At 76.4% G+C, this 13,538-nt stretch carries 12 protein-coding genes; 10 read left to right on the top strand and 2 right to left on the bottom strand.

What is annotated here, in order from left to right; genetic code table 11:
- The first annotated feature begins 23 nt into the window (after window positions 1–23).
- From ACFSBI_RS02365 to ACFSBI_RS02340, 6 genes are all read left to right on the top strand, one after another.
- Window positions 24–1,454: an NAD(P)/FAD-dependent oxidoreductase gene (locus ACFSBI_RS02365; protein ID WP_377931635.1), complete on the top strand. Its 1,431-nt coding sequence runs from the start codon at window positions 24–26 to the stop codon at window positions 1,452–1,454.
- A 102-nt stretch (window positions 1,455–1,556) separates the two neighbouring features.
- Window positions 1,557–2,507, top strand: coding sequence for a hypothetical protein (locus ACFSBI_RS02360; RefSeq protein ID WP_377931633.1), 951 nt, complete (start codon window positions 1,557–1,559; stop codon window positions 2,505–2,507).
- 74 nt (window positions 2,508–2,581) lie between these two features.
- Window positions 2,582–3,208, top strand: a complete 627-nt coding sequence (locus ACFSBI_RS02355; protein WP_377931632.1) for a hypothetical protein — start codon at window positions 2,582–2,584, stop codon at window positions 3,206–3,208.
- An 87-nt stretch (window positions 3,209–3,295) separates the two neighbouring features.
- The gene (locus ACFSBI_RS02350) at window positions 3,296–4,297 is read left to right on the top strand and encodes an acyl-CoA dehydrogenase (RefSeq protein ID WP_377931630.1); all 1,002 of its coding nucleotides are present in this window, start codon (window positions 3,296–3,298) and stop codon (window positions 4,295–4,297) included.
- Complete coding sequence (locus tag ACFSBI_RS02345; RefSeq protein ID WP_377931628.1) at window positions 4,288–5,625, top strand: PIG-L family deacetylase; 1,338 nt, start codon at window positions 4,288–4,290, stop codon at window positions 5,623–5,625. Before ACFSBI_RS02350 ends, ACFSBI_RS02345 begins: the two co-directional genes overlap by 10 nt.
- On the top strand, window positions 5,622–6,296 hold the full coding sequence (locus ACFSBI_RS02340) for a glycosyltransferase family 2 protein (protein WP_377931627.1): 675 nt from the start codon (window positions 5,622–5,624) through the stop codon (window positions 6,294–6,296). Before ACFSBI_RS02345 ends, ACFSBI_RS02340 begins: the two co-directional genes overlap by 4 nt.
- A gap of 25 nt (window positions 6,297–6,321) precedes the next feature.
- Here ACFSBI_RS02340 and ACFSBI_RS02335 read toward each other — a convergent pair whose 3' ends face one another.
- Window positions 6,322–7,080: a metallophosphoesterase family protein gene (locus tag ACFSBI_RS02335; RefSeq protein WP_377931625.1), complete on the bottom strand. Its 759-nt coding sequence runs from the start codon at window positions 7,078–7,080 to the stop codon at window positions 6,322–6,324.
- Window positions 7,081–7,110: 30 nt separating this feature from the next.
- Complete coding sequence (locus ACFSBI_RS02330; protein WP_377931623.1) at window positions 7,111–8,658, bottom strand: FAD-binding oxidoreductase; 1,548 nt, start codon at window positions 8,656–8,658, stop codon at window positions 7,111–7,113.
- A gap of 99 nt (window positions 8,659–8,757) precedes the next feature.
- Between ACFSBI_RS02330 and ACFSBI_RS02325 the strand changes: the two genes are divergently transcribed.
- From ACFSBI_RS02325 to add, 4 genes are all read left to right on the top strand, one after another.
- Complete coding sequence (locus tag ACFSBI_RS02325) at window positions 8,758–9,522, top strand: phosphatase PAP2 family protein (protein WP_377931621.1); 765 nt, start codon at window positions 8,758–8,760, stop codon at window positions 9,520–9,522.
- A 133-nt stretch (window positions 9,523–9,655) separates the two neighbouring features.
- Window positions 9,656–11,671, top strand: a complete 2,016-nt coding sequence (locus ACFSBI_RS02320) for an LGFP repeat-containing protein (protein WP_377931619.1) — start codon at window positions 9,656–9,658, stop codon at window positions 11,669–11,671.
- Between the two features lie 107 nt (window positions 11,672–11,778).
- Window positions 11,779–12,543 (top strand): nucleoside phosphorylase, encoded by a 765-nt coding sequence (locus ACFSBI_RS02315; RefSeq protein WP_377931617.1) that lies wholly within the window; start codon window positions 11,779–11,781, stop codon window positions 12,541–12,543.
- On the top strand, window positions 12,540–13,532 hold the full coding sequence (gene add / locus ACFSBI_RS02310; RefSeq protein WP_377931615.1) for an adenosine deaminase: 993 nt from the start codon (window positions 12,540–12,542) through the stop codon (window positions 13,530–13,532). The genes ACFSBI_RS02315 and add overlap by 4 nt, the downstream gene beginning before the upstream one ends.
- The last annotated feature ends 6 nt before the right edge of the window (window positions 13,533–13,538 follow it).

Here is a 13,538-nt window from a genome sequence, read left to right as displayed (position 1 = left end):
TCGACTGCACTAGGAGACGCCCCGTGCCTCGCATCCTGATCGTCGGCGGCGGCTACGCCGGCTTCTACACCGCCTGGAAGCTCGAGAAGTGGCTGTCCGCGAACGAGGCGGAGATCGTCGTCGTCGACCCGCTGTCCTACCTGACCTACCAGCCGTTCCTGCCCGAGGTGGTCGGCGGCTCGGTCGAGCCGCGCCACGCGGTCGTCGACCAGCGCAAGCACCTGAAGCGCACGCGCGTCATCACCGCTCGCGTCACCGGCATCGACCACGCCGCGAAGACGGTCGAGGTCACGCCCGAGATCGGCGCGCCCTGGACCGAGTCGTACGACCAGATCGTCGTCACCGCCGGCTCCGTCAGCCGCACGTTCCCGATCGCGGGCGTCGCCGACGAGTGCTTCGGCCTGAAGACCATCGAGGAGGCCGTCGCGATCCGCGACCGCATCGTCGCGAACTTCGAGCGCGCCGCGAACCTGCCCGCGGGGCCGGAGCGCGACCGCCTGCTCACCTTCGTCGTCGTCGGCGGCGGCTTCGCCGGCATCGAGGTGTTCGGGGAGATGCGCTCCCTCGCGTCGGCGCTGCTGGCCCGCTACCCGCAGCTCACCTTCGACGACACGCACTTCCACCTGATCGAGGCGATGGGCCGGATCATGCCGGAGGTCTCGCTCGAGACGAGCAAGTGGGTGCTGAAGAACTACGCGGAGCGCGGCGCGCTCGTGCACCTCGACACGCAGCTGAAGAGCGCGGTCGGCGGCGTCTGCGAGCTGTCGACGGGCGAGTCGTTCGAGTCCGACGTCATCGTCTGGACCGCGGGCGTGATGGCCACGCCGATGCTGAAGAACACCGACCTGCCGACGGAGGAGCGCGGGCGCCTGCGCGTCAAGGCGGACCTCCGCGTCGTGACCGCCGAGGGCGAGGTCGTGCCGGACGCCTGGGGCGCGGGCGACGTCTCCGCCGTGCCGGACCTCACGGGCAAGGGCGTCGGCGGCTTCTGCGTGCCGAACGCGCAGCACGCAGTCCGCCAGGGCAAGCAGCTCGCGAAGAACATCGTGGCGAGCCTCCGCGGCGAGGGCCTGACGGACTACAAGCACGACAGCCTCGGCGCGGTCGCGGGCCTCGGGCTCTACGTCGGCGCGTTCCAGAGCGGCAAGGTCGCGGTCAAGGGCTTCCCGGCCTGGGTCATGCACCGCGGCTACCACGGCCTCGCGATCCCGACGTGGGAGCGCAAGGTGCGCGTGATCGGCAACTGGGGCATGAACTTCGTGCTCGGCCGCGACATGGTGCAGGTGCTCGCCCGCGAGTACCCGCGCGTCGCCTTCGAGACGTACGCGTCGCGCCCGAAGGGCTCCCCGGAGGCGCCGGCGGGCAAGCCGGCCGAGAAGCCCGAGATCAAGGGCGCGAAGGGCCTCGACGCCCCCACCTACGCGAACCCGGCCCCGGAGCCCGCGAACAAGTAGCCCGCGGATCCGCGGATCCGCCACGACGCGCCGCCCCGGACTCCTCCGGGGCGGCGCGTCGTGCGTGACCGGCGGATCCGAGATCCGCGGCAGGATGACGGGGTGAGCGGCGCGGAGGCCGGACCAGCGGGCGCGGCCGACGACGAGGGCCTGCTCGAGCGCTTCGCCGCCGCCTACGAGGGGCGGGAGCGGCCGGAGGCCGCGCTCGACCACGTCCTCGAGACTCGGCGCTCCGACGACCGGGACGCCGGGACGGTGTGGGCGCGGGAGGACGCAACCCGCCGCCGGCTGTACGCGCCCGGCGCGACGCCGGAGGGCGCGGCCGAGCACCGCCGGCTCGCCGCCGCAGCCGCGGAGGAGGACGCGCTGGCGCGCTCGGCGTACGCCGCGGCACGGAAGGGCGCTCCCGCCGTGGCTTTGCCGGGCCCCGCCGCGGACGTGGAGCCGCGGCCGTCACCGCCGCCTCGCACCGGTCGTCGCCGCGTCCTGCTGACGGCCGCCGGGGCGGCGGTCGTCGTCCTCGTCGCGGCCGGCATCGCCGTCATGCAGCAGGACGGCGCCCGCGCCGACCGCGCGCTGCCGGAGCGCCCCGTGGTAGTCGGGCGGACGATCCCGCTGCACGGCACCCCCGCGCAGGTCGAGCGGCTGCGGCGCGCGATCCACGGGGCGACCGAGGGTGAGGACGCGCTGATCACGGTCACCGCGATCGCCGAGATCCCCGTGCTGCGCGACGCGACGCGCCTCAGCGAGAACGACGTGACCGGCAGCGGCAACGCGTCGCTGACGGTGCCGGACATGGACGCGTTCCACCGCCAGCGCAGCGCCACCGTGCTCCTGTTCTGCGCGACGCCCGCGGCCTGGACGTGGACGCTCCACGGCACGGTGGGCCGGGGTGCGGAGGCGCGCACCTGGCGGCAGCGCGGGCGCGGCGCCGACTGCGGCCGGCTCTCGGTGGCGACCGTGCCGCTGCCGCCGGACCTCCACGAGACGACGCTGACCGCCCGCGCGGAGCACGGCGCGCGCCTCATCGCGATGCTCGAGACCGTCGGCTGATCAGTGGCGGATCGTGATGCGGCGCCCCTGATCCCGGGGGAGCGCCGTGGCCCGCCCGCCGCTACGGTCGCGCCATGACCGTGCACGAGCCCGTCGCGGCTCCTCCCGTCCTCCGCCGTCCGCGGAGGACCCTGGTCGTCGGCGGCGCCGGCGTGGTCGTCGGCGGTGCGCTGCTGGTCGCCGGCGGGCTCGCCCTCGCCGGGCTGGCCGCCGCGTCCGGTGGGGCGGTCGTCTGGGCGCTCCTCGCCCTGCCGCTCGGTGCGCTCGTCGTGCTCGCCGCATCGATCGTGCTCGCCGCGGGGCTCGGCCGCGAGCCGGGACTCGCCGGCATGTCCACGGGGGCCCGCACGGCGGTCGTCCTGACCGGGGTCCCACCGCTGCTGCTGGTGGTCGTGTCCGCGCTCGGCTTCGCCGATCCGGGCGCGACCAGCCTGCTGCTGCCCGCGATGCAGCTGCTCGCCGTCCTCGCGGGCGCGGTCGTCGCCGGGTCGCTGCTGCACGGCGGCGTGCTCCGCCGCGTCGTCGGCTGGTCGTTCGCCGCGCTCGCCGTCGTCGACGCGTTCGCGCTCGGGCTCTCGGTGCTGCCGGCCGCCTACCCGGTGTTCCAGGCCGTCGTCGTCGGCGTCCGACCCGCGGTCCTCGTCGTCGTGGGCGCGGTCCTGCTCCGCGAGGGTCGCGCCGCCGCGCACGACCGGCACTGACCGCCGGCCCTGTCCGGCGGGAGCGCCCGCGTCAAGGGGCCCGACCCGGATTGCCGGTCCCCGACGCCCCGCACCTAGCCTGCGGGGGTGACCGCCACGCTCGTCGTCCGGCTCGGCGGGGTCGATCCGGCGCCGCTCGAGGCTGCCGCCAGCGCGGCGATCGCGGTCGCCGGCGACGTCGACGGCTCGATCGCGCTCGCGCGGTCGCTGGACGGCCCGGCGCCGGGCGCGGGGACCAGCGCCGCGTACCTGTCGCTGCTCGCGACGATCGCGGCGGCCGACCTGACGACGGCACGGGTCGTGGAGCCGCACCTCGACGCCCTCGCGATCCTCGGCCAGGCGGGCCTCGCCCCCGGCGCGGGCGTCTACGGGGTCTATGCCGCAGAGCGACCCGGCCTCGCTCCGGTGCGCGCCGGAGGCGGCGCGCTGACGGGCACGAAGCCCTGGTGCTCGCTAGCGGGCCGGCTGGACCGCGCACTGGTGACCGCGGAGCAGGACGGCGACCGCCGGCTGTTCGACGTCGACCTCCGCGACCCCCGCGCGACGGCGGTGCCCGGCACGTGGATCGCGCGGGGCCTGGCCGCGGTCGACAGCGGCGACCTGGTGCTCGACGCCGCGCCCGCGACGCCGGTGGGCGAGGCGGGCTGGTACCTGCGCCGCCCGGGCTTCGCCTGGGGCGGGATCGGGGTCGCGGCCTGCTGGTTCGGCGGCGCCGTCGCCCTGGCCGACGCGCTGCTCGCGCAGCGACGGGAGCCGGACCAGCTGGCGCTCGTCGCGATCGGTCGCGCCGACCGACTGCTCTGGCAGGCGCGCAGCGTGCTCGCCGACGCCGCGGCGCGGATCGACGCGGGGGAGGCGGAGGGCGCGCGCGGCGCCCTGCTCGCGGAGCGCGTGCGCGGCGTCGTCGCCGACGCCGCGGAGCAGGTGCTCCTCGTCGTCGGCCACGCGCTCGGGCCCGCGCCGCTCGCCTTCGACGAGACCCACGCGCGCCGCGTCGCCGACCTGACCGTCTACCTCCGGCAGCACCACGCCGAGCGCGACGAGGCGCGACAGGGCGCCGCGGTGCGCGAGCAGGGCGGGTGGGCGTGACCTTCGACGCCGCGCTGCCCGGCACGCCCGAGGCGGCCTGGCGCACCTTCCGCGCCGGGCTGCCGCCCCTCGACCTCGGCCCGCTCGCTGCGCTCGTCGTCGTCGCGGCGCACCCGGACGACGAGACCCTGATGGCGGGCGGCCTCATCGCCACGGCCGCGTCGCGCGGCGTCCCCGTCGACGTCGTCGTCGCGTCGAGCGGCGAGGCGTCGCACCCGCGCTCCACCACGTGGACGCCGCAGGCGCTCGCGGCGGCGCGGGAGCGGGAGGTCGCCGAGGCGCTCGCCGTGCTCGCGCCGGATGCGCGGCTGCACCTGCTCCGGCTGCCGGACGGCGGGCTGACCGACTGCGAGGACGCGATCGCCGCGGCGGTCGAGCGCGTGGCGGCGCCCGGCGCCGCGATCGTCAGCACCTGGTCGGCGGACGGGCACCCCGACCACGCGGCCGCGGCGCGCGCGGTGACGACCGCGTCCGAGCGGGTCGGCGGGGTGCACCTGCAGGCGCCGATCTGGGCATGGCACCACGGCGACCCGACCACGGCCGCGTGGCCGGCCGCGCGGCTCGACCTCGCGCCCGCCGCCGCGGCCGCGAAGGCGGCGGCGATGCGCGTCCACGTCACGCAGACCGAGGCGCTCGGCCCGAAAGCGGGGGACGAGGCGCTGCTGCGGCCGGACGTCCTCGCGCACTTCCTCGTCGGCGCCGAGGTGCTGCTACCGACCGGGCCGGCGCGACCGGTCGACTTCGGGGCCATGTACGCGGCGACGGACGACCCGTGGGGCTTCGCGGACCGCTGGTACGAGCGCCGGAAGCGGGCGGTGCTGGCCGCAGCGCTGCCGACGGAGCGGCTCGGCCGCGTGCTCGAGATCGGCTGCTCGACCGGGCTCGGCACCCGCGCGCTCGCGGAGCGCGCGGACGAGGTCGTCGCCGTCGACGTGGCGGACAGCGCCGTGCGGCAGGCCCGCGAGCGGCTGAGGGAGGCGCCGCACGTGCGCGTCGAGCAGCGCCGGCTGCCCGACGAGTGGCCGGACGACTGGGCGCCCTTCGACGCGATCGTCCTGTCGGAGACCGGCTTCTACCTCGCCGGTGACCTGCTCGCGCGGGTCGCCGAGCGCTGCCGTGCGCAGCTGCGGCCCGGCGGCGTGCTCGTGCTCTGCCACTGGCGCCCCTGGGTGCTCGGGCTCGACCGCGGCGGCGACGCCGTCCACGCGGTCGTCCGGGACCGGTTCGGCGGGACCCGGACCGTGCGGCACGAGGAGGAGGACTTCCTGCTCGAGGTGCTGCAGGTCGACCCCGCGACCAGCGTGGCGCGGGCGACGGGCCTCCGGTGATCCGCGCGGTCGTGGTCGCGGTGCCGGCGAGGGACGAGGAGCAGCGGCTGCCGGCGGCGCTGCGCTCGATCGCGGCCGTCGCCCGGGCGGTGCCGGTCGTCGTCGTGGTCGCGCCCGACGCCTGCACCGACCGCACCGCGGAGGTCGCGAGGTCGCACGGTGTGCTGGTGGTGCCCTCCGAGGCCGGCCGGGTCGGCGGTGCCCGGGACGTCGCGGTCCGGGCGGGGCTCGCCGCCGCGGGGGAGCCGGCCGAGTCGGTGTGGGTCGCGAACACGGACGCCGACTGCGCCGTGCCTCCCGCATGGCTCGACGTCCACCTCCGCTTCGCCGCTGCGGGCGTCGCGCTGCTGCGCGGGGCGGTGCGGCTCGACCCCGCGACCAGTCCTGCCCTCGCTCGCGCCTGGCGGCGCCGGAACCCGCCGGTGGAGCCGCACCCGTACGTGCACGGCGCGAACCTCGGGGTCCGGGGCGACGCCTACCTCGCGGCGGGCGGCTTCCCCGACGTCGCGCACGACGAGGACGTGGCGCTCGTCGGCGCGGTCCGGGCGCTCGGCCTGCCGACCGCGAGCACCGACCGGGCGCCGGTCGTCACCTCCGGCCGGCTCGACGGCCGCACCGACGCCGGCTTCGCCGGCTACCTGCGCGAGCTGCAGCAGGCCGTCGGCTTCTGACCGGCCCTCCGCCGCCCTCCGCGGGTCAGGCGCTACCGTCGCGGGGGCCGAACTCGGCGAGGACCTCGACGTCGCCCGGCGGGCGGCGGACCGTGTCCTCCAGCCATGCGCGCACGCCCGGCATGGAGGACGCCGCCGCCGTGCGCTCGATCAGCTCGTCGGGGTCGAGCAGGGTGCGGCCGATGGTGACGAGCCCGTCGTGCAGCAGCGCCCAGTGCGCGCCCGCGCGCCCGTAGGGGAGCCCGACGCTCCCCGGGTTCACGACCAGCCGCCCCGCGGCCAGCCGGACGAAGGGCATGTGCGTGTGCCCCGCGACGACGGTGCGCACCGCGTCGGGGAGGCCCTCGTGCACCGCCCGCCACCGCTCGATGCGCGAGTCGACCAGCACGACCTCCGCGTCGTCCCGCGGGGTCGCGTGCGAGAAGAAGACGGGGCCGAAGCCGGCGACGTCGAGCACGACGGACTCCGGCATCCGCTCCAGCAGCGCCTGGTGGTCCGGCGTCAGCCGCCCCGCGCCCCACACCGACACCGGGTCGTCGCCGAGCCCGACGTCGTGGCCGCGCGACATCTGCAGCAGCTCGCGGTCCGCGTTCCCGCGCACGAGCACCGCCTGGTCGCCGAGCCCGACCAGGCGGTCGAGCACCTCGGTCGGCTGCGGCCCCCACGTGTGGTCGCCCGTCACCACGATGCGCTCGGCGGCCGCGACCGCGGGCTCCGCGAGCACCCGGTCGAGGGCGACGAGCATGCCGTGCACGTCGGAGAGCACGGCGACGGAGGCGACCACGCGCCCAGCATGCCTGCCCTCGCGGGCCGGTCAGATCCAGTGCGGCTGCGCGAACAGGCCCTGCGGGTCCGCGGCGCGTGCGATGCCGCGGAGCCGCGGGGTGTTGGCGCCGAAGTAGGCGGCCGGATCGGTGATCGCGGCGTCGCAGTAGTTCGCGTAGGCGGCGTCGCCCCAGGCGGGGCGCATGGTGCTGCGGAGGCGGCGGACCGCCGCGTCGTAGGGCGCCGGGTCCGCGCCGTCGGCGAAGGCCGCCGTGTACTGCGCGGTCCAGAGCGCGTTCCGCCAGGGGAAGGCGGTGTCGCCGGGGCGGAGGTCCGCGACCGCGCCGCCGAGCGCGTCGAGGGAGACCCCGCCCTCCGTCATCCCGGAGGTGTCCGCGATCCGCTCGATCGCGCCGACGAGGGCCCGGATCTCCGCCGGCGCCAGCCGACGGGAGCCGATCGACGACGTCGCGGACTGGGAGACGCGGGCGCCGTCGCCCGCGTACCGGCGCATCGCGTCGCCGTACTCCGTCGCCCGGGCGGTGTGCGTCAGCGGGGTCGTGCCGGTCGCGCGCACGAAGCCGTCGACGGAGGCGTCGGCGCCCCGCTGCGGCCCGGTCCACGTGCCGGACAGCGTGACCGCGGGGCCGGACGGGTGCCGCGTCCCGCCGAGCAGCTTCAGCGTCGACCACAGCCGCGGGTCGGCGGCGGGCGCCCACCGCTGCCAGGCGTCGACGACGCGGGCGGCCGCCGACCAGGGGAAGGCGAGGAAGAACATGACGACGTCGGGAGCGGGCCTCGTGCGGAAGGTCAGGGAGGTGACGACGCCGAGCGTCCCGCCACCGCCGCCGCGGCAGGCCCAGAACAGGTCCGGCTCACGCTCCGCCGAGACGTCGTGCGCCCGCCCGTCCGCCGTGACGACCGTCGCGCCGGTCAGCTGGTCGCAGGTCAGACCGAAGGAGCGCGACAGCACGCCGACACCGCCGCCGAGTGTGAGCCCGCCGATGCCGACCGTGGCGCAGGACCCGGCCCCGATCGCGCGGCCCGCCGCCGCGAGCCGGTCGTAGACGTCGAGCAGGTGGGCGCCGGGCCCGACGGTCACCGAGCCGCCGTCGGCCGCGAGCTCGACCCCGTCGAGCGCGGCGGTGCTGATCACGAGCGACCGCGGCACGTCGCTTCCCGGCGCGCCGCCCGCGGACCAGCCGGTGTACGAGTGCCCGCCGGATCGCAGCGCCACGGGGGTGCGGGACCGGCGCGCGAAGGCGAGCCCCTGCGCGACGTCGTCCGGCCCGGTCACCCGGAGGATCGCGCGCGGGTAGGCGCCGTCGTAGCGCGGGTTCCGCAGCACCCGCGCCGCGTCCCACCCGGCCGACCCGGGGCGCAGCAGCGCACCCCTCGTCGCGTCGGCCAGCTCGCTCCAGGTGCGGGGACCCGCCGCCGCGGCGCTCGTGGACGAGGCGGCGACCGGCGTCGCGGTCGGCGTCGGCACAGCGGGAGCGGGGGCGGGGGCGGGGGCGGTGCAGCCGGCGAGCAGCCCGGCCAGCCCCGCACCCGCGCCGCCGGCGAGGAACGCGCGCCGCGTCGTGCCCTGCTGCATCCCGGACCCCCTGATCGACGGTCGGGAGGCTACGCCGAGGCGCCGACGGCGCGCCCGCGCGACGCCGCCGTCCAGGCTGAGGCGGCTTGACTGGCCCCGATGAGCACTTCGATCGGGCCCCGCGACGTCACGGCCTGGCGGTCCCGCGCCGGACGCCGCCTCATCGATCAGCAGCGCCGCCTCGCGCAGCGCCGCAGCGGGCGAACCGCGATCGCCGCCACGCTCGCCGTCGGCGGCGCGGTCGCCGTGGCGGGCGTCTGGGCGACGACCTTCCTCTACGACGCCGTCGCCGACCGGGACGGCATCTCGCGGCTCGACCGGCCGGTGCTGCGAGCCGCGATCCGGCTGCGGAGCCCTGCGATGAACGCCGCGGCCGCCGGGCTCGCGCGCGGCTTCGGCCCGGTCGCGCTCCCGATCGCCGCGCTCGCCGCGGGCGGAGCGCTCAGCCTCCGCGCCAAGGACTGGCTGCCGCTCGGCACGGTGGCGGTCGCCGGGGTCGGCTCGCTGCTCATGACGGTCGGCGGCAAGTCCGTGGTGGACCGGCACCGGCCGGACCGGAAGGACGCGATCCCGCCCTTCGAGCACTCCCCGTCGTTCCCGAGCGGGCACACCCTGAACGCGACCGTGGTGACCGGCGTGCTCGCGTACCTGCTGATGCTCGAGCAGCGGTCGGACCCGGCCCAGGCGGCGACCGGCACCGCCGCGGTCGGCGTCGCCGGCGCGGTGGGGCTCAGCCGGGTGCTGCTCGGCGCGCACTGGTTCACCGACGTGCTGACCGGCTGGGCGGCCGGCGCGGGCTGGCTCGCGACCGTGATCACGACGCACCGCGTCCACCTGACGCTGCAGCGGCACGGGGACGCCTGAGGCGAGCCGCGCCGGCCGGAGCCTCCGCGACACGCCGGGCGGGCCCTGCCGCTTGCCCTCCGGACGGGGGCAGGCGGCGGGAACACGCCGCGGATGCCCTGGCGCATCCGCAGCGCCTCCATACCGTCGAAGCATGGGGGAGAACGAATCGATGGTCCGTGCGCGCGCTCGGGAGCCGCGCCGGGGGCGCCGCCGAGGGCTGCGCGGGCTCGTGGCGGTCGCCGCGGGGCTCGCGCTCGTCGCCGCCGGTGTGGGGCTGACGACGATCAACTCGTCGCGGGCGGAGGCCGGCGTGCTGTCCGGCTTCGACCCGGAGAACATCATCTCGGACTCGGTGATGTTCGACGGCGACACCATGACGGCGTCCGAGATCCAGACGTTCCTGAACGGCAAGCAGCCGAGCTGCACCACCGGCGCCACCTGCCTGAAGAGCGTGAAGGTGGACCAGCCGGCGCTCGGCGCGAACCTCATGTGCAAGGCGCTGCCGGCCAGGAAGGGCCAGACGGCGGCGCAGGTGATCGCCGCGGTCGGGCGCGCCTGCAACGTGAACCCGAAGGTCATCCTCGTGATGCTGCAGAAGGAGCAGACCCTGGTGACGGGCCGCAAGCCCTACTCCGGCGAGACCGTCTCCCTGATCTACCGCAAGGCGACCGGCCTCGGCTGCCCGGACACCGCCGAGTGCGACCCGGCGAAGTACGGCCTGTTCAACCAGCTGTACGGCGTCGCCTACTGGCTCGTCCGCTACACGACCCCGCCCGGCACGACCGGGCCCGGCTGGACCGCCTTCAACTGGTTCCCCGTCGGCAAGCCGGTCGGCATCCTCTACAACCCGAACGTCGTCTGCGGCGCGAAGACCCTGACGATCCGCAACAAGGCGACCGCGGCGCTGTACTACTACACGCCCTACACGCCGAACGCGGCGGCGCTCGCGGCCGGCTGGGGCGGCGGCGACTCGTGCTCGGCCTACGGCAACCGCAACTTCTACCTCTACTTCACGACCTGGTTCGGCGGGAAGACGACCTACACGGTCTCCGGCGCGATCGGCGCGGTGTGGAAGGACCAGAAGGGCTCGCTCGGCAGCCCGATCTCGGCCGCGACCAGCGTCAAGGGCGGCACCTCGCAGCGCTTCGAGCAGGGCACCGTCTACAGCTCGTCGGCCGGCACCTTCCGGGTCAGCGGCCCGACGCTCACCGAGTACCTGGCGAAGGGCGGACCGACCGGCTCGCTCGGCTGGCCGCGGAAGGCGATGAAGACCCGCACCGGGTCGCACGCCGGCACCGCGCAGGGCTTCCAGGGCGGCACCGTCTACGTCTCCGGAGGCCGCACCGCGACGGTGACGCAGCCGATCTACAAGAAGTACATCGCCACCAAGTACGAGCTCGGGCGCCTCGGCTACCCGATCGCGGACGTGGAGAAGGTCGGCTCGAACCTGCAGCAGCGCTTCGAGCACGGCCGGATCATGTCCGGCTCGAAGGGCACCTGGGTCGTCGACGGCGCCTCCCTCGACATGTGGATCCGCCGGGGCGCCGAGAAGGGCAGCCTTGGCTGGCCGACCGGCGACGCCCGGACGGTCTCGGCCTGGGGCAAGAAGGGGGTCGTGCAGGACTTCACGAGCGGCTCCGTAGTCACCCGCGGCAGCAGCACCCGCTCCGTCACGGGCGAGCTCGCGAAGAACTGGCGCTTCCACGGCGGCGTGACGGGCGCGCTCGGCTGGCCGACCACGGTCGCGCACTCCAGCACGGCGAACGGCAGCGGCTGGTGGCAGCGGTTCAGCCGTGGCGTCGTGCACTGGAGCCCGAAGGGCGGCGCGCACGCGCTCGCCTCCGGCAAGGTCCGCACCCGCTACGAGCAGCGCGGCGGCCCCGACGGCCAGCTCGGCTGGCTGCTGCAGAGCGGCAACGACCGCACCGGCACCGGCGGCACGTTCGCGGTGCTGCAGCACGGGCGGGTCTACTCGTCGCGCTCGGGCACCGCGATGATGACCGGCCCGATCCTGACCCGCTGGCTGAAGAAGGGCGGCACGAAGGGCGTGCTCGGCTGGCCCCGCGGCGACGCGATCACCTCCGGCGGCACCACGATCCAGAAGTTCGAGGGCGGCCGCATCACGCAGAGCCCGTCCGGGAAGGTGGCCGCCAGCCGCCAGCGCTGACGCCACCTCGTCCGCGTCGCGACGCGAACGCCTGACCGGACCCGAAACAGGATCGGAACACGGGCTCCCTAGCCTGCTCGGCGGACTCGACGAGCAGGGGGAGCGGCATGAGCACGGTGGACAAGAGCGCGGTCGGGCTGGGGGAGCGGCAGTACCACATCGGTGTCGCGCCGGGCGAGGTGAGCACGGTCGCGCTGCTGCCCGGGGATCCGTTCCGGGTGCCGCTGGTCGCGGAGTTCCTCACCGACGTGCAGGAGGTCGCGCACCGGCGCGAGCACCGCACGATGACCGGCCTCTACAAGGGCCGGCGCATCACGGCGACCTCGACCGGCATGAGCTGCCCGTCCACCGCGATCGCGGCGGAGGAGCTGATCCGGGTCGGCGTCACGAGCCTGATCCGCATCGGCAGCAGCGCCGCCGTGCAGCCCGGGATCGCGCCCGGCGACCTGCTCGTCAGCGAGGGGACCCTGCGCAACGACGGCACCACGGCCGCGTACGTGCACCCCGGCTACCCGGCGGTGCCGGACCTGCCGATCACGATGGAGCTGGAGCGGCAGGCGGCCCGCATCGCGGAGCGGGAGGGCGTCCGCGCGGTCAACGGGCTGAACGCGAGCGACGACGCCTTCTACGCCGAGGGCCCGGAGTGGATCGAGCGGCTGCGGCGCGAGGGCATCCTCAACATCGAGATGGAGTCGAGCGCCCTCTACGTCGTCGCCCGGCTGCGCGGCGTGCGGGCGGGCATGATCTGCGCCTGCTCGAGCAACCTCGTCGACGGGGCCAGCCTCTACTCCGGCACGAAGGACGCGCTGCAGGCGGGCTGGGCGGCGAGCATCGAGGCGGCGCTCGAGACCGCGGTGGCGCTGGAGCTGTGACCGCCGGCCTGAACCTCCACTCGCACCTGGAGGGGCGCGTGCGGCCGGCCACCGCGGCCGAGCTGGCGCGGGCGGCCGGGCTGCCCACGCCGCCGCAGGGCTGGTCGGCGGCGCTGACGCTGGACGAGCCCGCCGACCTGACCGCCTACCTGGTCCGCGTCGCGGCCAGCTACCCGCTGTTCCGCGACCCGGAGGCGCTGCGGCGGATCGCCTACGAGGCCGTGCTCGACGCGGCGGCGGACGGCCAGGCGCACCTCGAGCTGCGATTCGGCCCGACGACCCACGTGACGGCGGAGCACGACCTCGACACCGTCGTCCGCGCCGCCGCCGACGGCGTGCGGGAGGGCAGCGAGGCGACCGGCGTGCCCGCCGGGATCGTCGTCGCGGCGCTCCGCCACCTCGACGCCGACGCGAACGAGGCGGCGGCGCGGACCCCGGCGCGGGCGTCGGGCAGCGGCGTCACCGGCTTCGACCTGGCCGGCGATGAGTCGCGCTGGCCCGCGCACGAGCCCTTCGCCGGCGCCTTCAGCATCGCGCCGGCCGCCGGGCTCGGGCTCACCTGCCACGCGGCGGAGGCGGCGGGTCCGGAGGCGGTCGCCGACGCCGTCCGGCACCTCGGCGTGCGCCGGATCGGGCACGGCGCGCACCTCGCGGAGGATGCGGAGGCGCTCCGCCGCGCGGCCGACGAGGGCGTCGTGATCGAGATCTGCCCGACCTCGAACGTGTGGACGGGCGCGATCGCGGACGTCGCCGACCACCCCGCGCGCGCCTTCCTCGACGCGGGCCTGCGGCTCGTGCTGGGCGACGACAACCCGGTGCAGACCGGCTCGCCGCTCTCCGCCGAGCGCGCGGTCCTGACCGACCGCCTCGGCTTCACGCCCGACGAGCTGGCTTGGCTCGACGCCGCCGCCCTCGAGGCCGCGTTCCTCACCGCCGACGAGCGCCGCGCAGTCGCCGCGCTCCTGCGCGCCCCCGAATCGTCGCCCTGAGGTGCA

The organism is Amnibacterium endophyticum (assembly GCF_042680685.1).
In the GTDB taxonomy this organism is placed as follows: Bacteria; Actinomycetota; Actinomycetes; order Actinomycetales; family Microbacteriaceae; genus Amnibacterium; species Amnibacterium endophyticum.
This window is presented reverse-complemented; position numbering and strand designations above follow the sequence as displayed.

Excerpts from the sequence above, each read along its gene's own strand:
- ACFSBI_RS02320 (WP_377931619.1), top strand. The coding sequence starts at position 9,656 with ATGGGGGAGAACGAATCGATGGTCCGTGCGCGCGCTCGGGAGCCGCGC.
- ACFSBI_RS02315 (WP_377931617.1), top strand. The coding sequence starts at position 11,779 with ATGAGCACGGTGGACAAGAGCGCGGTCGGGCTGGGGGAGCGGCAGTAC.
- ACFSBI_RS02330 (WP_377931623.1), bottom strand. The coding sequence starts at position 8,658 with ATGCAGCAGGGCACGACGCGGCGCGCGTTCCTCGCCGGCGGCGCGGGT.
- ACFSBI_RS02355 (WP_377931632.1), top strand. The coding sequence starts at position 2,582 with ATGACCGTGCACGAGCCCGTCGCGGCTCCTCCCGTCCTCCGCCGTCCG.
- ACFSBI_RS02325 (WP_377931621.1), top strand. The coding sequence starts at position 8,758 with ATGAGCACTTCGATCGGGCCCCGCGACGTCACGGCCTGGCGGTCCCGC.